This is a genomic window from Streptosporangium amethystogenes (genome assembly GCF_000721075.1).
Classification (GTDB): domain Bacteria; phylum Actinomycetota; class Actinomycetes; order Streptosporangiales; family Streptosporangiaceae; genus Streptosporangium; species Streptosporangium amethystogenes.
Map to the genome: position 1 here is coordinate 314,310 of NZ_JOEQ01000005.1, position 20,257 is coordinate 334,566.

At 69.3% G+C, this 20,257-nt stretch carries 16 protein-coding genes; 10 read left to right on the forward strand and 6 right to left on the reverse strand.

Annotated features, from left to right (window positions below; genetic code table 11):
- Positions 1-3 precede the first annotated feature (3 nt).
- From IG98_RS0109300 to IG98_RS0109315, 4 genes are read left to right on the forward strand one after another with little or no spacing between them, the layout of a single operon-like run.
- Positions 4-1,341 (forward strand): cation:proton antiporter, encoded by a 1,338-nt coding sequence (locus IG98_RS0109300; RefSeq protein ID WP_245651464.1) that lies wholly within the window; start codon positions 4-6, stop codon positions 1,339-1,341.
- 1 nt (position 1,342) lies between these two features.
- On the forward strand, positions 1,343-2,581 hold the full coding sequence (locus IG98_RS0109305; protein WP_030908515.1) for an ATP-grasp domain-containing protein: 1,239 nt from the start codon (positions 1,343-1,345) through the stop codon (positions 2,579-2,581).
- Entirely contained in the window at positions 2,578-3,882 is a 1,305-nt protein-coding gene (locus IG98_RS0109310; protein WP_211263920.1) for an MFS transporter, read from the forward strand. The genes IG98_RS0109305 and IG98_RS0109310 overlap by 4 nt, the downstream gene beginning before the upstream one ends.
- 13 nt (positions 3,883-3,895) lie before the next feature.
- Entirely contained in the window at positions 3,896-4,942 is a 1,047-nt protein-coding gene (locus IG98_RS0109315) for an FAD-dependent oxidoreductase (protein WP_030908520.1), read from the forward strand.
- Positions 4,943-4,994: 52 nt separating this feature from the next.
- Here IG98_RS0109315 and IG98_RS0109320 read toward each other — a convergent pair whose 3' ends face one another.
- The 3 genes from IG98_RS0109320 to IG98_RS0109330 are packed head-to-tail and all read right to left on the reverse strand — an operon-like array spanning position 4,995 to position 6,903.
- The gene (locus tag IG98_RS0109320; protein ID WP_211263921.1) at positions 4,995-5,687 is read right to left on the reverse strand and encodes a hypothetical protein; all 693 of its coding nucleotides are present in this window, start codon (positions 5,685-5,687) and stop codon (positions 4,995-4,997) included.
- Positions 5,688-5,689: 2 nt separating this feature from the next.
- On the reverse strand, positions 5,690-6,523 hold the full coding sequence (locus IG98_RS0109325; protein ID WP_084195229.1) for an AfsR/SARP family transcriptional regulator: 834 nt from the start codon (positions 6,521-6,523) through the stop codon (positions 5,690-5,692).
- Between the two features lie 41 nt (positions 6,524-6,564).
- Complete coding sequence (locus IG98_RS0109330; protein ID WP_030908530.1) at positions 6,565-6,903, reverse strand: hydroxyisourate hydrolase; 339 nt, start codon at positions 6,901-6,903, stop codon at positions 6,565-6,567.
- A 254-nt stretch (positions 6,904-7,157) separates the two neighbouring features.
- Between IG98_RS0109330 and IG98_RS50310 the strand changes: the two genes are divergently transcribed.
- On the forward strand, positions 7,158-7,310 hold the full coding sequence (locus IG98_RS50310; protein WP_157594248.1) for a hypothetical protein: 153 nt from the start codon (positions 7,158-7,160) through the stop codon (positions 7,308-7,310).
- 355 nt (positions 7,311-7,665) lie between these two features.
- Entirely contained in the window at positions 7,666-10,755 is a 3,090-nt protein-coding gene (locus IG98_RS0109340; RefSeq protein ID WP_037969752.1) for an AfsR/SARP family transcriptional regulator, read from the forward strand.
- 147 nt (positions 10,756-10,902) lie between these two features.
- On the opposite strand, the gene IG98_RS0109345 is transcribed toward IG98_RS0109340, so the two are convergent.
- The gene (locus IG98_RS0109345) at positions 10,903-12,543 is read right to left on the reverse strand and encodes a DUF885 domain-containing protein (protein WP_030908535.1); all 1,641 of its coding nucleotides are present in this window, start codon (positions 12,541-12,543) and stop codon (positions 10,903-10,905) included.
- Positions 12,544-13,065: 522 nt separating this feature from the next.
- Between IG98_RS0109345 and IG98_RS0109350 the strand changes: the two genes are divergently transcribed.
- Positions 13,066-13,845 (forward strand): helix-turn-helix domain-containing protein, encoded by a 780-nt coding sequence (locus IG98_RS0109350; protein ID WP_169750098.1) that lies wholly within the window; start codon positions 13,066-13,068, stop codon positions 13,843-13,845.
- Positions 13,836-14,075 (forward strand): DUF397 domain-containing protein, encoded by a 240-nt coding sequence (locus IG98_RS0109355; protein ID WP_030908540.1) that lies wholly within the window; start codon positions 13,836-13,838, stop codon positions 14,073-14,075. Before IG98_RS0109350 ends, IG98_RS0109355 begins: the two co-directional genes overlap by 10 nt.
- A 227-nt stretch (positions 14,076-14,302) precedes the next feature.
- On the opposite strand, the gene IG98_RS0109360 is transcribed toward IG98_RS0109355, so the two are convergent.
- Both IG98_RS0109360 and IG98_RS0109365 read right to left on the reverse strand, forming a co-directional pair.
- Entirely contained in the window at positions 14,303-15,397 is a 1,095-nt protein-coding gene (locus tag IG98_RS0109360) for an XdhC family protein (RefSeq protein WP_030908543.1), read from the reverse strand.
- A 33-nt stretch (positions 15,398-15,430) separates the two neighbouring features.
- The gene (locus IG98_RS0109365) at positions 15,431-16,081 is read right to left on the reverse strand and encodes an SRPBCC family protein (protein ID WP_030908546.1); all 651 of its coding nucleotides are present in this window, start codon (positions 16,079-16,081) and stop codon (positions 15,431-15,433) included.
- Positions 16,082-16,283: 202 nt separating this feature from the next.
- Between IG98_RS0109365 and IG98_RS0109370 the strand changes: the two genes are divergently transcribed.
- On the forward strand, positions 16,284-18,344 hold the full coding sequence (locus IG98_RS0109370) for a hydantoinase/oxoprolinase family protein (RefSeq protein ID WP_030908549.1): 2,061 nt from the start codon (positions 16,284-16,286) through the stop codon (positions 18,342-18,344).
- Positions 18,341-20,209: a hydantoinase B/oxoprolinase family protein gene (locus IG98_RS0109375; RefSeq protein WP_037969755.1), complete on the forward strand. Its 1,869-nt coding sequence runs from the start codon at positions 18,341-18,343 to the stop codon at positions 20,207-20,209. The genes IG98_RS0109370 and IG98_RS0109375 overlap by 4 nt, the downstream gene beginning before the upstream one ends.
- The last annotated feature ends 48 nt before the right edge of the window (positions 20,210-20,257 follow it).

The window sequence follows — 20,257 nt, forward strand, 5'->3', positions numbered from 1 at the left end:
GCCGTGGCCCCCGTCGCCGTCATCCCCGCGCAGAACCTCATGGTCCTGCTGCTGCAACTCGGACTACTCCTCGGCCTGGCCACCGTCCTGGGCCGCCTGTCCGTCAGGTTCGGGCTGCCCGCCCTGCTCGGCGAGCTCAGCGCCGGCATCCTGATCGGGCCCTCACTGCTCGCCAACGTCGCCCCCGACCTGTCCGCCTGGCTGCTCCCCACCGACCCGGCCAGATTCCACATGATCGACGCCGTCGGCCAGCTCGGCGTCCTGCTGCTGGTGGGCCTGACCGGCATGCATCTCGACCTCGGCTTCATCCGCCGCCAGGGCAGGAGCGCCGCCTGGATCAGCGGCATGGGACTGATCATCCCGCTGGCCCTCGGCGTCGGGATCGGCTTCCTGGCCCCCGCCGAGATGATCGCCGAGGGCGTCGACCACACGGTCTTCGCGCTCTTCCTCGGTGTCGCGCTCTGCGTCAGCGCCATCCCCGTCATCGCCAAGGTGCTGATGGAGATGCGCCTGTTGCACCGCGACATCGGCCAGCTCATCCTGAGCAGCGCGGTCGTCGACGACGTGGTCGGCTGGCTGCTGCTCTCGGTGGTCTCCGCGCTCGCCACCGCCGGGGCGCGCACCGGGCAGGCCGCGCTGACCGCGATCGCGCTGCTCGCCGCGCTCGTGCTGGTGGCCGTCCTGCTCGGCCGCCGGGTGGTCGCCAGGGTGCTGCGCGCCGCCGACCGGGGCGGGAGCGTCACCACCATCGCCGCAGTGGTGATCATGATCCTTCTCTCGGCCGCGGCCACCCAGGCGATGGGGTTCGAGGCCATCCTCGGCGCCTTCATCTGCGGCGCGCTCGTCGGTTCCTCACCCGACCTGAAGGTCGCCAGACTGGCCCCCCTGCAGACGCTCGTCGCCGCGGTGCTGGCACCGATCTTCTTCGCCACGGCGGGCCTGCGGATGGACCTGACCGAGCTGGCCAAGCCGCCCGTGCTGGTGGCGGGCATCGCGGTGCTGTTCGCCGCCATCGCCGCCAAGTTCGCCGGCGCCTACCTCGGGGCGCGCATTGCCAGGCGCACCAAGTGGGAGGCCCTGGCCCTCGGCGCGGGTCTCAACTCCCGGGGCGTGATCGAAGTGATCATCGCGATGGTCGGTCTCCGCCTGGGCGTGCTCACCACCGCGTCCTACACGGTCATCGTCCTGGTCGCGGTCGTGACCTCGATGATGGCGCCGCCCCTGCTGCGCTACGCGGCCGCCCGGATCGCCCCCACAGAGGACGAGACCGTCCGCGAGGAGTTCTTCGACACCCTGCAGGGCTCCGGCCAGGAGCTCGTGATCACCGCCAAGGAGGCATGAGATGACTACCGAGAGCAGGCCACTGATCCTGGTGGTCGCGACGGGAATGCGGCACTACCGCGAGTACCTGCTGCGCTCCATCGCCACCGAATACCGCATCCACCTCCTGGTGACCGCAGAACCCGGCTGGGAGCAGGAGTACGTCACCGGCTGGACCGTGGTCGCCGACACCACCGACGGCCCCGCGATGGCCGCCGTCGCACTGGAGCTGGCCGCCCGCGAACCCGTGCACGGCGTGCTCTGCTGGGACGAGGCCAGGATCCTGGCCGCCTCGTACGTCTCCGAGGCACTCGGCCTGCCCGGCGGCGACCCCGAGATGGTGCGCCGCTGCCGCGACAAGCACCGCACCCGCGTCGCGCTTGACGCGCTCGGCGTGCCGCAGCCCAGGTCGCTGGCCGTCGCCACGCTGGAGGAGGCCCTGCGGGCCGGGGAGGAGGTCGGTTATCCGGCCATCCTCAAGCCACGCGGCCTCGGCGGCAGCCTGGGCGTCATCAGGGTCGAGGACCCTTCGGAGCTGGCGGAGCGGTTCGCCTTCGTCCGGGAGCTGACGGTCCCCGACGGGGCGACCTACGAGATTCCCGTCCTGGTCGAGGAGTTCGCCGACGGCCCCGAGGTCAGCGTGGACGCCGTCGTCCAGGGCGGCGTGGTGACCCCGCTCTTCCTCGGCAGGAAGGTCCTGGGCTACGAGCCGTACTGCGAGGAGGTGGGTCACTTCGTCGACGCCCAGGACGCGCTCCTGCAGGATGCGGAGTTCTGCCGCGTCCTGCAGGACACGCACACCGCTCTCGGCTTCACCGACGGGTTCACCCACACCGAGATCAAGCTCTCCTCCAGGGGACTGCGCGTCATCGAGGTGAACGCCCGACTGGGCGGGGACATGATCCCCTACCTCGGGCTGCTCACCACCGGGATCAACCCCGGCCTGGCCGCCGCCGCGGTGGCCTGTGGCCGTACCCCCGCGCTCGCCCCCGAGCGCAAGCTCGTGGGCGGGGTGCGCTTCTTCTACGTCGCCGAGGACGACACCGTGATCGAGTCGATCGAGTTCGACGAGGCCGGCCTGCCCCCGGAGATCGACAGGGCGGTTGTGGTGGTCGCCCCCGGGGCGACCGTCTCGCCGCCGCCCAAGGGCACCCTGTGGGGGCGTATCGCCTACGCCACCGCGCTGTCAGAGACCGTCGAGGAGTGCCGGGCGGCGCTGGACGCCGCCGAGGCCGGCCTGAAGGTGAGGGCAACCGCGTGACCGCCGTTATCGAGAACGAGAAGAACGTGCCTCCGGGACCCCCGGCCAAGCCGGACGACGGGGTGTTCGTCACCCTGCGGGAGACCCCGCGCGCCGTCAAGGCGCTGCTCTTCGGCGGCTTCATCAGCAGGCTCGCCGCGTTCATCCAGATCTACCTGGTGCTCTTCCTGACCGACCGGGGCTTCTCCGCCACCCAGGCCGGGCTCGCGCTGGGCATATACGGAGCCGGTGCGGTGGTGGGTTCGCTGGCCGGCGGATCGCTCTCCGACCGGCTCGGCGCCCGGACGGTCACGCTGATCAGCATGGGCGGCTCCGCGCTCCTGATCGTGTCCATCCTGTACGCCCCGACCTACGCGCTGCTGCTCGCCGCGGTCTTCATGGTCAGCACGGTCGGCCAGTTCTACCGGCCGGCGGCCCAGACCATGCTGACCGAGCTGACGCCGAGGCACCGGGTCGTGATGATCACGGCGATGTACCGGCTCGGCCTGAACCTCGGCATGACCGCCGCACCGCTGATCGGCGCCGCGCTGCTCTCCTTCTCCTACAACGCGCTCTTCTGGGGCGAGGCCACCGCCGCGCTGATCTTCGGCGTCACCGTGATGTTCGCGCTGCCCAGGCGCGCCGCACACGCCGCGTACGTCGCGGAGAAGCGGGAGGCGGTGGCGGAGGACGCGGACCCGGCGACGCAGGGCCGCTCCGGCTACCTCGCGGTGTTCGCCGACTGGCGCTACAGCGTCTACCTGCTCGCGATGTTGCTCACCTCCATCGTCTACTGCCAGTACACGGCCACCCTTCCGCTGGACATCTCCGCCGCCGGGATCAGCCTGTGGTGGTACGGCGCGGCCGTCTCGCTGAACGGCTTCATCGTCATCACCTGCGAGCTGGCGATGACGAAGATCGTGCAGAAGTGGCCGATCCGGCTGACCGCGTTGCTCGGCCTCGGCCTGGTCTCGGTCGGCTACGCGATCTACGCGATATCCCCGCTGCCGATCTGGTTCATGATCGGCACCCTGGTCTGGACGCTCTCGGAGATCATCGGCGGGCCCACCACGTTCGCCTACCCCGCGCTGGCCGGCCCCGAGCGGCTCCGCGGACGCTACATCGGCGCCATGCAGAGCGTCTTCGGGCTCGGCACCGCGATCGGGCCGGTGATCGGAACGCTGGTGTGGTTCCAGGTCGGACGTTCGGTGTGGCTGTGGGCGGCCCTGGTCTCCGCGATCGCGACCGTGGCGGGCCTGATCGGCATGCGCGACCCGCACAAGGCCGAAGAGTCGCGGCCCGCGACCGCCTCGGCGACATGAACGGAGGAGTGAGATGCTCAGAATCGCTGTTGTGGGCGGTGGGATCGCGGGGGCCATGCTGGCCTGGCGGCTGTGCGAGGTCATCAGGGGCAGCGCCGTCCACCTGTACACCGGAGAGCCGCACAGGCGGGCCGATGCCAGCTCCGCCTCAGGCGGCCTGACCAGGGCGTTCGAACCAGACGCCGCGCTCTGCCTGGAGGCCGCCGACAGCCTGGCCGAGCTCCAGTCGAGTCCGGAGCTGCGCCAGTGGGCCTCCTACCGGGAGACCGGCTCGGTGTACCTGCTCCCCGGTCTGGGGCCGGGCACCGAGGGCCTGGTGGAACTGGTGCGCAGCCGCCTGCCCGGTTCGATCTCCCTGATCGGCGGTGAGGAGCTCAGCAGCCACGGCACGTTCCGCGAGCTGCCCGAGGGAAGCGTGGCCGTCGTCGAGAAACGCGCGGGTTACCTCTCCCCGAACGGCTTCCGCGACCGGCTCCTGGTCGAGCTCGCCCGGTCGGGTGCGTTCGTCACCGACGGGCAGGTCGACGGGATCACCGCGGAAGCCGAGGTTCGCCCCGCCGAGGGCAGCCCGGCCAGGTTCGACGCCGTCGTGGTGGCGGCGGGGGCCTGGACCCAGGACCTGCTCGCCCGTACCGGCCTGTCGGACGCGGGACTGCGCACCAAGGTGATCCAGTACGTGCTCGGGCCCGCGGCCGGAAGAAACCCCGGCGCGTTCGTCGACGATACGTCCGGCCTGTACGGCAGGACGTACGCGGAGGGAAGGATTCTGCTCGGACTGCCCACCGACAGATGGGACATCACTCCTGGAAGCGCGCCGATCGACCCCGTCCTCACCAGCAGGATCCTGGATGTCGCCGAGTCCAGGATCGGGTACCGCCCGCCGGGCGGGGAGGTCAGGGCCGTCACCGCGGTCGAGTGCTACCACCCCACGGGCGGGCTGTCGCTGCGCCCCCTGGCGAAGGGCGTCTACACCTTCACCGGGGGCAGCGGCGGCGCGGGCAAGACGGTGCTCGCCGCGAGCCGCACGGCCGCGCGAAGCCTGGTCAGGTCACTGCGCTGACCGCGAGCGAAGAACCTGGCCGGGGCGCGGTGAACGTCACCACGGCACCCGGTCAGGTCGTCGCGGTGAACACCAGATAGCAGTAGTCGTCCAGCATCTTCGTCAGCGGCCGGCCAGGCCGGCCCAGCCGCACCGCCAGCGCCTCCTCGCCGAGACCGGCCTCGGAAAGGAGGCGCCGCGCCCACCGGCGGCCCAGCCGCAGGTGTGCGCGGTAGGCGTCGGCGCTGCGGGCACCGTGCAGGGCGTCGGCGATGGCGGCGTCCCAGGGCATCAGCGCTCGCGGGCGCAGGGCGTGCAGCATCTTGGTCGCCGCGGTCGGCCCCAGCGAGCGGGGTCTGGATCCGGGGGCCGCCCGCATCGCCGCGAGGTCCGCGTAGCACTCGCCCACCGTGTCGATCTCGGCGTCGCCCAGCTGGGCGAGTGTGACGTCCCGGCCGGGAAGGCGATCCCGCCAGCGCTCCCACCAGGCGCCGGTCTCCGCGCAGAAGACGTCCGGCTCGCCCTCGCGCGGATAGCGCAGCCGGCACCCCCAGGCGTTCAACCAGGTCAGCAGTGCCCGGCGATGGGCCGCGAGCGCCGGGTCGACCCACGGCCCGGTCGCCAGCAGCAGTCGTTCCCAGGACCGCTCGGCCGCGGTGTAGCCGGCGAACTCGCCGACCGCCGCGCGCAGGCGCTCCAGGTCGGGCCCCCCGTCCGTGCCGGGAGCGGCGGAACGCGATCCCATCTCCCACGACGGAGTCGTCATGGTCACCGGCCGGTCAACGGCGGCCGGCTCCGGCCCCGCATCAGCGCGGCCAGCAACCGTTCGGTGCGCTCGTTCGGCTCCACCCCGAGGTCGGTGCGGAGCCGGTGACGGCACACCTCGTACCAGCTCAGGACGCGGCCGAGCTCGTCGAGCTCGCCGTGCATCATCATCAGGGTCTGGTAGGTGGCCTCGTGGTGGGGGTCGACGTCGAGGGTCCGGCGGCACCAGTGCATCGCGGCCGGCCAGTCCTCTCGCTCCAGCGACTCGCTGCGCAGCGCGGACAGCGCGCGCAGGGCGGTCCCGCGCATCCACTGCCGCTGCTCGTTGATCCAGCCGCCGGTCTCGCCGGTGAGGAAGTCACCGATGTAGAGGTCGGCGGTGCGCTGGAACCAGGCGATCGCGGTGTCGTGGTCCTTGGCGACCCAGGCGTCCCGGCCCCGGTCGAAGGCGCGCTGGAACTCCTCGATGTCCACCCACGCGCTGTTCGTCCGCAGCAGGTAGCCGTGGTTCTGGTGGAGCAGGGTGAAACCGTCCCGCTCCTCGAACTCGTTGAGCACCCGGCGTACGCCGTGCACGGCCACCTTGAGCGAGCTGGAGTGGTGGTCCGCTCTCTCCGGCCACAGCACCTCGTGCAGCCGGTCCCGGTGGACGAACCGATCACGGTTGACCAGCAGGTACTGGAACAGGGCCCGAGCCTTGCCGGCGCGCCAGTGTGACACGGCCTGCCCATCGACCTCCAGACGGAAGTTGCTCAGGCAGCGGGCGACGACCGAGGGTGTTCCCTCGTCGGCTCCGGGGTTGTGGGGGCCAGGTACCGCCAATTGTTGAACAGGCATGTTCGCTTCCCTCAGGAGAACGGACTCCGCCGCTCGCGGAGTCAACCGCGGACGCCGAAATACGTCGTGTACGAGTGCGGTGCCAGCACGACCTGGATGTGATAGGGCATGCACTCGTCGTGCATTCTGAACATCACCGTGACCTCCGGATAGGAGGTGGTCATGCCAAGCCCGGCGAAGTAGTGGTCGGTGGCGAGGATGAGACGATAGAGCCCGCGCTCCATGAATTCGTCCATCCATTCTTTTACGTTTCCCTCGATGTCGGTCTCTCCTTCGGAGACCTGCTGCCAGTCCGCGCCCACGGCTCGCTCCAGGCGAGCTCGGACACCGGCCGCGGATCGGCCGTAGACGCCGTCAAGTGCCTGCGTGGCGATGCTCATGGTGAGGATACCCATCTTCTGGTCGGGGCCGCCTGACCCGTATCACGCGACCTCGGTCCCATCAGGTTCCACCGGAGCGTTATCCGTCCGCTTTCGGCCCGCTATCCATCGGCTACCGCTCCCTATCTTTTCCCGGCGAATGGGGCGGATGCCGGATCAGAAGAGATCGGATAAAGGGCGAATAGGGGGGCTGCCTACGTTTTGAAGCAGACAGGCGAACAGCAGCCAGGAAGACACGACAAGAGGTGCAGAAAATGCAGAAATTCGCTAGCTCCAACGCTCTCCGGTCCATCATCGCCGCCGCCGCCATCCTGGGATGCCTCGGCCTCACCGCCGTCCTCCCCGCGGTCGCCGCCGGCGGGTCTCCGGAGACCGTGGTGCTCGCCAGCAACACCCCCTGGGGCTGAACTGCACCCCCCGCCCGGTGGTCATCGGCGGGGATTCGCCGGAGCGGTCGGAGCCGTCCAAGGCCCGGCCGCTTCTTCGCGTCTCAAACCCACCCGTTAGTCGCAAGTCAGGCCAGACCTTAACAAACCCCCCTGGTTCTCCACCCGGCGACGTTGTATGATCCCGGGCAGACAGCGGTTCATACACATAAAATCACCCGTCGTGGTCACTGGGTTATATGTTCAGGATTATGGGCGGTTGGGATTCGGTATATTTTCCCTGAGTTTAAGTTAATGGTCAGGTGCCTGACGTCTCTCTTACGCCAAACCATGCGGTGATTTACTGGACAGGCCGCGACTCTGTAAGGAGATTCGGGTGGAGTATCGGATCCTCGGTCCTCTGGAAGTCGTGGCCGGTTCCCAGCGCCTGGATCTGGGAGCACCCCGGCAGCAGGTGGTTCTCGCCTGCCTTCTGCTGGAGGCCAATCGCATGGTCACCATCGGGCGACTGACCGACGCGATCTACGGTGACGACCTTCCCAGCACCTCGCGCGCGCAGGTGCAGATCTGTATCTCCTCACTCCGGCGATTGTTCGCCGCCCACGGCAACCTCGACGTCATCGCGACCCATTCCCAGGGATACACCCTGCGGGTCACCGAGGGGCAGCTCGACTCCCAGAACTTCGAGAACCTGCTGAGCCAGGCCCGCCAGGCCCGCGAGAACCGCAACCCGGAGGAGGCGGTCAGACACTACCGGGACGCGCTCGCCCTCTGGCGGGGCCCCGCCCTCGACGGCCAGGAGAGCCGGCTCGTGCAGGCGGCGGTCAGCAGGCTGACCGAGCGCCGGATCAACGCCAACGAGGACTGCGTCGATCTGGAACTGGAACTCGGCAGGCACCACGAGCTGGTCGGCGAGCTCAGCGAGCTCGTCGAGGAACATCCGCTCAGGGAGCGGCTACGCGGCCAGTTGATGCTCGCGCTCTACCGCTCCGGGCGCCAGGCGGAGGCGTTGACGGTCTACCGCCGCGCCCGCCAGACGATGATCGACGAACTGGGCATCGAGCCCAATGAGAGCCTGCAGCAACTCGAGTACGCGATCCTCACCTCCGACGAGAGCCTGGACCCGCCGGAGCGCCAGCAGCAACAAACGCAGCAGCTCCAGCGCCACGGTGAGACGAACGAGGTGCCGGTCGCCCACCGGGCCGTACCCCGGCTGCTTCCCACCGACATCGCGGACTTCACCGGCCGGATCAAACTGGTCGAGGCCATCCGCAGGCAGCTCACCTTCGCCGCGGAGGACCGGCAGCGACTCGCCGTGCCCATCATCGCCGTGGTCGGCAAGCCGGGGATCGGCAAGTCCACGATCGCGGTGCACGTCTCGCACAGCGTCGCCGGCCGCTACGAGGACGGCCAGCTCTTCGCCGACCTGCACGGAGGGGAGTCGCGCCCGCTCGGTTCCGGGCAGGTGCTCGAACGCTTCCTGCGGGCGTTGGGCGTGCCGGGCACCGCCATTCCCGACGGGGTGGACGAGCGGGCGGAGATGTACCGCGCGCTGCTCGCCGGACGCAGGATGCTGATCGTCCTGGACGACGCCAGGAGCGAGAGCCAGGTGCTGCCCCTGCTTCCCGGAAATCCCGAGGCCGCGGTGATAATCACCAGCAGGACCCGGCTGGCCGGCCTGCCCGGTGCCGCCCACCTCGACGTGGACCTCTTCGACTCGCGGCAGTCGGTCGACCTGCTCTCCCGCATCGCGGGTGTCGAGCGGGTGCAGGTCGAGCACGAGGCGGCGGCCCGGCTGGCGGACCTCTGCGGCCACCTCCCACTGGCGTTGCGCATCGCGGGCGCCAGGCTCGCGGCCCGTCCGCACTGGACGATCGACCAGCTGGTGGGCCGGCTCGAAGACGAGACCCGCAGGCTCGACGAGCTCAAACACGGAGACCTGGGCATCAGGGCGAGCATCTCGCTGACCTACGAAAGCGTCAGCGAGGACGCGCGGAGGCTGTTTCGGCGCCTGGCCATCCTGGAGTTCCGGCACTTCTCCGGCTGGGTCGCCGCCGCGCTGCTCGACAGCGACCCCTCCGATGCCCAGGACCTGCTCGACGACCTGGCCGACACCCAGCTGATCGAGGCGACGGACACCGGGTACGGCGTGCACGGCCAGTACCGCTTCCATGACCTGATCCGCGTCTTCGCCCGCGAGCGCCTCGCCACCGAGGAGGCGGTCGCCGACCGCAAGGCCGCGCTGGAGAGGGTGCTCGGCGGACTGCTCTTCCTGACCGGGGAGGCGCATCGCCGCGAGTACGGCGGCGACTACGTACAGGTGCACAGCGACGCCCCGCGCTGGTCGCTGCCCGACCGGCTGGTCGAGAAGCTGGTCATGGCCCCCCTGCCCTGGTACGAGCGCGAGCGGCTGACGCTGGTCGCGGGGATCCGCCAGGCGGCGCAGGCCGGGTTCGTCGAGCTCTGCTGGGATCTCGCGATCAGCGCCGTGACCCTGTTCGAGTCGAGGATCTACTTCGACGACTGGCGGGAGACCCACGAGGTCGCGCTGGCCGCCGCCCGGCGGGCGGGGGACCGCAGGGGGCAGGCGGCGATGCTCTACTCGATCGGCTCGCTCTACATCGCCGAGCAGCGGTTCGGAGACGCGCGCCGCGACTTCGAGGCGGCCGCGGAACTGTTCGAGGAGGCGGGCGACGACCTCGGCGTGGCCCTTGTCATCCGCAACATCGCCTTCCTGGACCGGATCAGCGGTCGGCTCGACGACGCCGTGGAACGCTACGAACGCGCGCTGACGATCTTCCGCAGCACCGATGACCAGGTCGCCTCCGCCTACGTGCTGCACAGCGTGGCCCAGATCAGGCTGGACTGCGAGGACCTCGACGCGGCCAAGCGACTGCTGAGCGAGGCGCTGGAACTCAGCAGGGTCGGCGGCAGCCGGCGGGTGGAGGCACAGGTCCTGCACCGGCTGGGCGAGACCTACCTCCGCTCGGGAGAGCTGCCGTCGGCGGCCGAGGTCTTCGAGCAGACGCTCACCACGGTACGCAACATCGGGGACCCGACCGGAGAGGCGTACGCCCTGCACGGCCTGGGCATCGCGCGGCTGCGCCAGGGCGACTTCGCCGAGGCCGACCTCACGCTCCAGCGCGCTCTGGAACTGGCGAGCACCATGGGAGAGAAGCTGGCCGAGGCGCGGGTCGTGCTCGGCCTCGGTGAGCTGGCGCTGGCCACCGACCAGACCGAACAGGCCATCGGCCGCTTCCACCAGGCCCTCGGCCTGTTCCACAAGATCGACGCGCCGTTCCACGTGGTCCGCGTCCTGGTCATGCTCAGCGAGGCGTACTCGGCCGTCGGCGAGACCGAGGCGGCGCTGAGCGTCTCGGAGGAGGCACTCGAACTGGCCGACACGATGCCCCCCGCGATCGCCGCCCAGATCCGCACCCAGCTGGCGGACCCTCCCGTCGGCTGACCCCGGCCGTGCCCGGCGAGAGGCGACGGAGACGGTGCGGCGGGTCGGTCACCGGTGGCCTTCATGTGATGCCGCCCGGCGGCCGGTCGTCCGCCCTGGCCGGACCGGCCGCCGTCGGCGGCATCACACGAGGTGCGGGACCAAGGGTCAGCCGATCCGGCGCAGGGCGTCGGCCAGGCTGGACAGGCCGACCGGTCCGAGCTCCAGTGCGGCGGTGTGCCAGGCACGCAGGTCGAAGGCGTCGCCCTGGCGCAGCCTGGCCTCCTCACGGGCCTGCACCCAGGCCCGCTCGCCCAGCTTGTAGGCGATGGCCTGGGCGGGCCAGCCGAAGTAGCGCACCACCTCGGCCTCGACCCGGTGCGGCTCGCAACGGCCCCGGTCGCGCAGCACCTCGCAGGCCTTCTCGAAGGTCCACTTCGAGCCGTCGGGAAGTGGCAGGTCCAGGTGGACGCCCAGGTCGATGACCACCCGGGCGGCGCGCAGCGCCGACCAGTTGAGCATGCCCAGCCGGGTACCGGGGTCGGTGAACCAGCCCAGCTCGTCGGCCAGCCGCTCGGCGTACAGGCCCCAGCCCTCACCGTGGCCGTCCACCCAGGAGACCTTGGCGAACCTGGACAGGCGGTCCTCGGCCATCCGCATGGCGCCGAACTGCAGGTGATGGCCGGGAACGCCCTCGTGGAAGATCGTGGTCAGCTCGCTCCAGGTGGCGAAGCGGGTCCGCCCGCCGACCGGCCAGAGCGTGCGGCCGGGCCGCGACAGGTCCTCGCTGGGCGCGTTGTAGGAGGCCGCACCCGAGGTGGAGCTCACGTCGACCTCGGCCACGACGAGCCGCAGCGGCTCGGGGATGTCGAAATGGGTGCCGTTCAGCTGCTCGATGGCCCGGTCATGGCGCTCCTGCAACCAGGCCTGGTACTCCTCCAGGGAGTCGACGGCCTGGGTCTCGTTGAGGATCTGGGTGGCCTCCTCGATGGTCGCGCCCGGCTTGATCCGCTCGACCTCGGCGGCCATCTCGGTCCCGATGCGCTCCAGCTCGGCCCAGCCCCACTCGTACGCCTCGCGCAGGTCGATGTCGGAGCCCAGGCTGATCCTGGCCGCGACCGCGTAGCGCTCGGGGCCCACCGCGTCGGCCTCGTCCGCCCTTGGGGCGTACTCCTCGCGCAGGTAGCGCCCGGCGTCGGCGTACGCGGCGTGGGCCGCGGCCGCCGCGCTGAGCAGCTCCTCCCTGACCGGACCCTCGCCGTAGGTGGCGACGAAGGCGTCGTGCGCCGGGGGAGTCCCGCCCACGCCGGCGAACTGGTCGGCCTGGTCGGCCATGGCCAGCGCCTGCCTGCGAGCGCCCCGCAGACCCGAGGCCAGGCCGGCCTCCAGGCTCTCCCGCCATCCGGCGAGCATCGTGGGGATCGCCGCCAGGCGGGCGGCGACGTCGCGCCACTCGTCGTCGTTGCCGTGCGGGAGGAGGACGACGCTGGAGCGCACCCGGTAGGGCAGTCCGTACGGCGCGGCCACCCAGCGGAGCGGCTCACCCATGTCGTGCCAGCCGAGCTCGGCCTCCAGCCGCTCCCGCAGGTGGGCGGCCGCCCGGACGTCCGACTCCCCGGTCGGGACCAGCTCGTCGAGACGCTTGAGGGTCGTACGGATCAGCTCGGCCCTGGCGGCGCTTCCGGCGGGGCTGTGGTCGGTGGCGGCGACGAAGTCGGACACGATGCCCTCGGCACCTGCTGCGATCGGGTCGAGGGCCGCCCAGCGGGTGACGTACTCATCGCAAAGCGCAAAGATCGGAGTGCTCATGTCCGAAACGTAGGACCGCCCAGCATCCATGCCTTATCGCTCCGCTATCGAACCTGGTGGCGGGCTTGAGTGACCGGGGCACGTCAGCGAATGTGGTGTACGGGTACCCGGGGGTGGGGCTCGGTCACGTCCGGGCTCGGTCACCATCGGCGGCGGCGGGGGCGGTCCCCGAACCCTCACCTGCTCTCGCTGCGCCTTTGACCTTCTATCCCGAACAGGCCGCACAGATGAGCGGCTCTGAAACCGCACCTGCCCTCGCTGTGTTTTTTGCCGTGCGCGACACCGGGCTTTTCAGCGGATACCGGTCTCCGCTATTCACTTATGCCCAGCACGAAATGGCGAGGAGGCCGGCCTGTGGTGATACTCGTCCGGCGCCTCGTGCGCCTTGGAATTCTCTTCTTATTCTCTGGAATTCGTATGGCCAGCATGCCGGGAAATGACTACGCTTGGTAGTCGAATGGTTGCCGGATTCGATGGTTGGGGTTCGCGCCGCTGTCGTTGAACTCCGGCAAGGAGGGCATCGTGGTCAACCTCTACACGCCTCAGGCGATATGGGGCAGGGAGCTGAAGCACTACCGGAAGGCGGCGGGCCTCACCCAGGGGCAGCTGGCCGAGGTAATCCACTTCAGCGAGTCCCTGATCAGCGGCGTCGAGACGGGCCTGCTTCCGGCCAGTCCTGAGTTCGCCGACGCCTGCGACAAGGCCCTCAACACGGGCGGCGCCCTCCGTCGCCTCCTCGACTGGAGGAAAGGGCAGCAGATTCCTTCGTGGTTCGGGAAATGGCGCGACAAGGAGCAGGAGGCGATCACCCTGCGCTCCTACGAACCCCTGGTGTTTCCCGGCCTGCTTCAAACGGAGGGCTATGCTCGCGTACTGCTGCGCGATGACGAGGCGGCTGTGGAGGCCCGCCTGGATCGCCAGACCATCCTCGTTCGCGAAGACCCTCAGCCGCCGGCATTCCGCTGCGTGATCGATGAGGCGGTTCTCTACCGCCCGATCGGTGGTCCCCAGGTGATGCGGGAGCAACTGGAGCGTCTCATGTCGGCGATAACCCCGCGGCTAAGCGTTCAGGTGGTTCCGCATGGAATGCACTCGGGCTTGATGGGTGGGTTCGCAATCGCCACGCTGAAGGGAGGAAACGACGTACTGTATGCGGAGACGGCCGTGCGAGGTCTCACCACGAACGACCAAGAAGACGTCGCTGTAGCCGTAGAGCGTTTCGAGGCGCTTCGGAGCGAAGCGTTGCCGCTAAGTATGTCTATCGATCTCATTCAGAAGGCGGTAGCAGAAAAATGGACCTGAGTAGCGCCAAGTGGTTCAAGTCAAGCTTCTCCGGAGACAACGGCGGAAACTGCGTTGAGGTCGCGGAGCTCAGAGACATCGCCGATGGCCCCGATCACAAGGCCGAGCACCCCGCCCTGATCGCCGTACGCGACTCCAAAGACCCCGACGGTCCCAAGCTCTTCTTCACCCCCGCCGAGTGGGACGCCTTCGTCAGCGGTGTGAAGGCCAGCGAGTTCGACCTCGGCTGAGAGGTCCCCTCCCGGCCGCCTGGACATTCCCTCCTGGCGGCCGGTTGCCTCCCGGAGACGATCCGCGAGGTCAGACGGGTCTCGTCGGTATCGGGCAGGAAGACACGGGGCTGAGACGACGGTCTGTCAAAGTCCCAGGGGGAGGCCGCGTGCTTGCTGCGAACAGAAGGTCGATCTCAGGTCCCCGGTCTTGCCAGGCTCGCCGGTATGTGAGGCGACACCGCTGGTCAACGATGGATGGCCGACTTGATGGTGGAGAGCCGGGCACCTGTTCCGTTCCAGGTGAGGGCGATGATCTCGGCCGCGATCGCCACCGCGGTCTCCTCCGGCGTCCTGCCGCCGAGGTCGAGGCCGATGGGGGAGGACAGCCGGGCCAGGTCGGCCTCGGACACGTTCTCCTCGCGTAGCCGTGCCATCCGGTCGTCATGCGTGCGGCGGCTCCCCATGACGCCGATGTAGGCGGCGGGCGTTCGGACGGCGAGCTTGAGAAGCGGGACGTCGAACTTCGGGTCGTGGGTGAGCACGCAGATCGCGGTGCGCTCGTCGACGACCGTCTCGGACAGGAAACGGTGCGGCCAGTCGACGACGACGTCGTCCGCGTCCGGGAAGCGTTTCGCGGTGGCGAAAACCGGCCGGGCGTCGCAGACGGTGACGTGATAGCCGAGGAACTTGCCGATTCTGGCGACCGCTGCGGCGAAGTCGATCGCGCCGAACACCAGCAGGCGCGGCGGCGGGGCATAGGAGCAGATGAACACTCGCACGTCATCGAGCCGCCGCTCACCGCCGGGGCCGAAGGTCAGCACACCGGTCCGTCCGGCGGCCAGCATGCCGCGCGCGTCATCGGTGACGGCGTGGTCGAGCGGGTCGTTTCCCAGCGAGCCGGTGACACGGTCCGGCCAGATCACCAGCCGCGCGCCGACGCGGCCGTCTCCGGCGACGACCGTCGCGACGGCGACCGGCTCGCGTGCCTCGACGGAGGCGAACACCTCGGTCAGGGCGGGGAACGTCTCGGCGGACACCCGTTCCACGAAGACGTCGATGAGGCCACCGCAGGTCAACCCGACGGAGAAGGCGTCATCGTCGGCTATGCCGTAGTGCTCCTGCCGGGGCAGGCCCGAGGACAGCACCTCGCGCCCGGCCTCGTACACCGCGGCCTCCACGCAGCCGCCGGACACGGAGCCGACCGCCTCTCCGGCCGCGTTCACCGCCATGATCGCGCCGGGCGGACGCGGTGCGCTGCTCCAGGTGTCCACCACGGTGCACAGGGCGAACGGTATCCCGCGCCGGTACCAGTCTCCGAGTTCGGCCATTGCCTCACGCATCGGTCGGCCCCTTCCCAGGTGTGATCGAGGCGGCTACTTCGTGGACCACCAGACGATCAGCGCGATCGCGGCGACCCCGGCGATCGCGACCGGGGCGAGTCGCTTCAGGGCCGCGCCGCGGGCGGCGCCGAGCAGGTCCAGCGCCTCGACCGGTTGCGGTGCGGGCCGCACGGCCGCCACGGGCGCCGCGGCCGAGTTCAGGTGCGGGGCGGCGGGCTGTGCCGGGGCCGGCTGGTCGCCCGCGGCGAGGCTCGCGGCGAGATTGGCGGAGAACTGGCCGAGGACCTTGTTGCCGACCTCGAGCATCATGCCGCGGCCGAACTGCGCGGGCCGGCCCGTGACGTTGAGGTCGGTGACGATGGAACACCTCGTGCTCGACGCCGAGATCGCGTGCAGGGTGGCCGTCACCTGCGCGGAGGCGTTGCCGCCGCCCTTGACGTCGGCGCCCTTGGCGTCGATGAGGACGCGGTGGTTCGCGGCGTCCTGCTCCTTGAACTCGGCCACGCCGTTGTAGTTCAGCAGGACCGGGCCGAGTTTCACCTTCACCGAGCCGTTGACGACGTTCCCCTCTACCGACGTCAACGACATACCGGGAAAACACGGAGCGATCCGCTCCACGTCCAGCAAAACCTCCCAGGCGCGATCGACCTCGACGGGGATGGTGAATTCCTGCTCGAGCTTCATCGGGTACTCCAGACGAGGGTGGTGGGGCGGTGACAGCAGCGAATTCTGCACCCATAGAACGGATATGAGACCCGGTCAGCGAAGGCGATCCTTACTGCTTGGCCGTCAGGTGTTCCGTTGACATCGGTCGTTTGGTAAAGCTACTGTCCCTTCAGCGCATAGTATGTCCGTTCAGCGGATACGAGTCAATAGGAGCGATCACGTGGCCAATACTTTGCGGATCTCGGTGGACACCGGGGGCACGTTCACTGACGTGATCGGTATCGATGGGGAGACCGGCGACGTTCACGTCGTCAAGACCCCAAGCGACCGGGAGGATCCAAGCAGGGCATTGCTCACCGGTATCGAGAAGGTCCTCACCCAGGCGAACCGCGGCTTCGACAGCGTCGAGATGGTCGTGCACGGCACCACCACGGCGACGAACGCCGTCCTGGAGCACGAGTTCGGCGGCATCGGCCTGCTCGTCACCGAAGGCTTCAGGCACATCATCGAGATCGCACGCCAGTCCGTTCCCGACGGTTACGGAAACTCGTTCTTCTGGGTGAAGCCCCCGCGGATCGTGCCGCTGCACCTGGTGCGCGAGGTGCCCGAGCGGCTCACCTACGACGGCTCGGTCCATCGCGAGCTGGATGAGGCGGCGGTGCTGAGCGCGGTGCGGGAACTCGTGGACGCCGGGGTGACCCGGCTCGGGGTCTGCCTGCTGCACTCCTACGCGAACCCGATGCACGAGCAGCGGATCGGGGAGCTGCTCAAGGAGGCGTTCCCCGGCCTCTTCGTGTCGTTGTCCAGCACCGTGCTGCCCGAGTACCGCGAGTACGAGCGCGCCATGACCACGCTGCTCGACGTGATGGTCAAGCCGTACTGCCGCACCTATCTCGATCGGGCACACCAGGAACTTCGCGCCCGCTCGGGCGAGCTGCCCTTCCTCATCATGCAGTCCAACGGTGGCGTGGTCAGCGCGCGTGCCGCCGGGGAGAAGCCGGTCACCATGCTGCTGTCCGGGCCTGCCGGCGGCGTGCTCGGCGCCATCGAATCGGCGCGCGGCGCCGGTATCAAGAACATCATCACGCTGGACGTAGGCGGAACCTCGACCGACGTCGCGCTGATCGAGGACCTGACGATCAGGCTGACCAGCGAGACCGTGATCGAGAACTACCCGGTGAAGATCCCGATGATCGACATCGCCACGGTGGGAACCGGCGGCGGCTCGCTGGCATGGGTCGGTCCGAACGGGGCGCTCAAGGTCGGTCCGAAGAGCGCGGGTGCCGTGCCCGGGCCGATCTGCTACCGGCGCGGTGGTGAACTGCCCACGGTGACCGACGCGGCAGCGGTCCTGGGATACTTCCCGGCCTCCCTGGTGGGGGGCGATCTCCTGCTCGACCGGGCCTCGGCGCACTCCGTCTTCCATGAGTTCGGCGCCAACTGGGACCTGTCCGCCGAGGAGATCGCCGCCGGCGTCCTGGAGGTCGCGGTGGCCGGTCAGGTCGCCGGCATCCGGCAGGTGTCGACGCTCAAGGGCCGCGACCCCGGTGACTACACGCTGGTCGCCTTCGGTGGCGCGGGGCCGCTGCTCGCCACAGAGGTCGCCGACTTCCTCGGCATGACCTCGGTGCTGGTCCCGCCGAACCCCGGCAACCTTTCGGCCTTCGGCCTGCAGGTGACCGATGTCAAGCGCGACTACGTCAGGACGTTCGTCCGCCAGGTGGCGGACGGGGTCGACGCCGAGGTGACGCCGGTCTGGCAGGAGCTGGAGCGACAGGGCCGGGACGAGCTCTCAGAAGAGGGCATCAACGCCGCCGGCGTGGAACTGATCCGGGGCGCGGACCTGCGGTACGTCGGCGAGGGGTACGAGGTGTCCGTGTCGATCCCGGCCGGCGTCTCGAACGAGGACTCACTGGCCGCGGTGACGGCCGAGTTCCACGCCGAGCACGACCGGATCTACGGCTTCTCCTACGAGGGCAAGCAGGAGGTCGAGATCGTCAACCTCCGGGTGCAGGCGATCGGCCGGCTGCACCGGCCGGAACTGGTGGGAGTGCCCGCCTCGACCGGTCCCGTCGAGCCGGCGGCACGGCGCGAGGTCTACTGGCGAGGCGTCGGCCAGCAGGACTGCGCTATCTACCAACGCTCGGAGCTGGGCGCGGGCAGCCGGATCAGCGGCCCCTGCGTGGTCGAGGAGTACGGCGCCACAGTCGTCGTACCCGCGCACTGGGCGGCTTCGACGGACTCCTTCGGCAATTTGATCATGGTGAGGCGGCAGGCATGAAAACCACACTCGGACCCATCGAGCTCGAAGTCATCACCGGAACGATCCGCTCGGCCGAGGTCGAGATCGAGGCGGCCGTCGAGCGAGCCGCCCGATCCCCGATGATCCGGGACCAGCACGACTACCGGGTCGGTCTGTACGACGCCAAGGGGCGTAAGCTCACCGGCCGGTCGTACGGCTCGCTGGTCGAGCCGGTGTTCGAGTTCTTCGGCGACGACATCAACCCCGGAGACGTGTTCTTCTGGAACGATCCGTACAACAGCTCCGGTTCGTGCGGTCACGTCCCGGACCTGTGCACCACCGTGCCGATCTTCCACGAGGACCGGTTGCTGGGGTTCGCCCAGGTCTTCGGCCATCACGACGACATCGGCGGCTGCGTGCCGGGCAGCCTGCCGGTGCAGGTCCGTGACCAGTGGGGCGAGGGTCTGGTGGTTCCGCCGGCCAAGCTCTATGACCGGGGCGTGCTGAACGAGACCGCTTTCAGGATCATCGAGCGCAACTCGCGGCTCCCCGAGCACCTGCGCGGCGACATCGACTCCGAGATCGGCGCCTGCCAGCTGGGCTCCCGCCGGCTCATCGAGCTCGCCGAGCGGTACGGTGTCGAGACCCTGGAGAGCGCCTTCGACTCCATCATCGACAACTGCGCCGAGACGATCCGCAGAGAACTGCTGCCCAAGATAGCCGATGGGGTGTACACCTTCGAGGACTACATCGAGTCCGACGGTTTCACCCGCAAGCTGTTCGCGATGCGCATCACCATGACCAAGACCGCGGAGAAGATCACCCTTGACTTCACCGGTACCGACCCGGAGGCCGAGGGGCCGATCAACTGGGCGATCGACTACTGCGAGGGGCGTTTCGTTCGCAAGTGGCTGGGACCGGTGCTGCGCTGCCTGGCCGACTCCCCCGAGCGTGCGGCCGAGATCGACATCAACGAGGGGATCCTCGACGTCCTCGATGTGAGGTTCCCGGAGAAGGGCACCCTGGTCACCCCGCATTTCGGGCGTCCCACCGGGCTCCGGTTCTTCATCCTGATCCGCTCCCTGGGCATCTTCGCCGGAGTCCTCGCCAAGGCGACCGGCGGGAAGATGCCCGCGGACCACGAGACCATCCGCATCTGGGGCATGCACAGCCGCGAGACCGACGGCAAGCTGAGCCTGTTCCGCGAGGTGCTCGGCGGCGGCGGCCCGGGGCGCCCCTGGGCTGACGGCAGCGACGTGGTGCACATCGTGCCGAACTCCCGCAACCTGCCTGCCGAATTCTCTGAGCAGCGCTACCCCGTGCTGGTCGAGAGCCTCGCGCTGCAGACCGACTCGGCCGGCGCGGGCAAGCGCCGGGGCGGGTTCGGCTACGACAAGCGGGTTCGAGCGCTGCGCGACTGTTTCCTGCTGTCCAACGCGGACCGCTCTGAGCTCGCTCCCTACGGGGTGAACGGTGGAGTCGCCGGCCAGCCGTACGGGGTGTCCATCGAGAGTGACGGCGGCGGCCCGCGGTCGCTGCCGGGGATGGTCGACGACGTGCCGGTGCGCGCCGGTGATCTGGTGCGCCTGTGGACGACGGGCGGCGGTGGCTGGGGAGACCCGCTGGATCGGGAGACCGAGCTGGTTCACTACGACGTGCTGTGCGGTCTCGTCACTCCCGAGGCCGCCGAATCCGAGTACGGGGTGGTGGTGACCGGAACCGGAAACGATCTGGTGGTCGACGCCGACGCCACCGAGCGCCTCAGGGACGAACGGCGGCGGGGTCGTGACACGCTCGGCATGTTCGACCGCGGCGAGCACTTCCGCAAGGTACAGAGCGCCGGTGGCCTGGTCTGGCCCGAGGGGTGGTCCGATCCGGACGACTGGCCAGCCGTCACCGGATGAGCCCAGGTGGGGGAGGCGGCCCACACACGGTCCTCCCCCACCGGACTC

What these genes read in the sequence shown, in the direction of transcription:
- IG98_RS0109305 (WP_030908515.1), top strand. Translation starts at nt 1,343, where the DNA reads ATGACTACCGAGAGCAGGCCACTGATCCTGGTGGTCGCGACGGGAATG.
- IG98_RS0109315 (WP_030908520.1), top strand. Translation starts at nt 3,896, where the DNA reads ATGCTCAGAATCGCTGTTGTGGGCGGTGGGATCGCGGGGGCCATGCTG.
- IG98_RS0109320 (WP_211263921.1), bottom strand. Translation starts at nt 5,687, where the DNA reads ATGACGACTCCGTCGTGGGAGATGGGATCGCGTTCCGCCGCTCCCGGC.
- IG98_RS0109325 (WP_084195229.1), bottom strand. Translation starts at nt 6,523, where the DNA reads ATGCCTGTTCAACAATTGGCGGTACCTGGCCCCCACAACCCCGGAGCC.
- IG98_RS0109330 (WP_030908530.1), bottom strand. Translation starts at nt 6,903, where the DNA reads ATGAGCATCGCCACGCAGGCACTTGACGGCGTCTACGGCCGATCCGCG.
- IG98_RS50310 (WP_157594248.1), top strand. Translation starts at nt 7,158, where the DNA reads ATGCAGAAATTCGCTAGCTCCAACGCTCTCCGGTCCATCATCGCCGCC.
- IG98_RS0109345 (WP_030908535.1), bottom strand. Translation starts at nt 12,543, where the DNA reads ATGAGCACTCCGATCTTTGCGCTTTGCGATGAGTACGTCACCCGCTGG.
- IG98_RS0109355 (WP_030908540.1), top strand. Translation starts at nt 13,836, where the DNA reads ATGGACCTGAGTAGCGCCAAGTGGTTCAAGTCAAGCTTCTCCGGAGAC.
- IG98_RS0109360 (WP_030908543.1), bottom strand. Translation starts at nt 15,397, where the DNA reads ATGCGTGAGGCAATGGCCGAACTCGGAGACTGGTACCGGCGCGGGATA.
- IG98_RS0109365 (WP_030908546.1), bottom strand. Translation starts at nt 16,081, where the DNA reads ATGAAGCTCGAGCAGGAATTCACCATCCCCGTCGAGGTCGATCGCGCC.
- IG98_RS0109375 (WP_037969755.1), top strand. Translation starts at nt 18,341, where the DNA reads ATGAAAACCACACTCGGACCCATCGAGCTCGAAGTCATCACCGGAACG.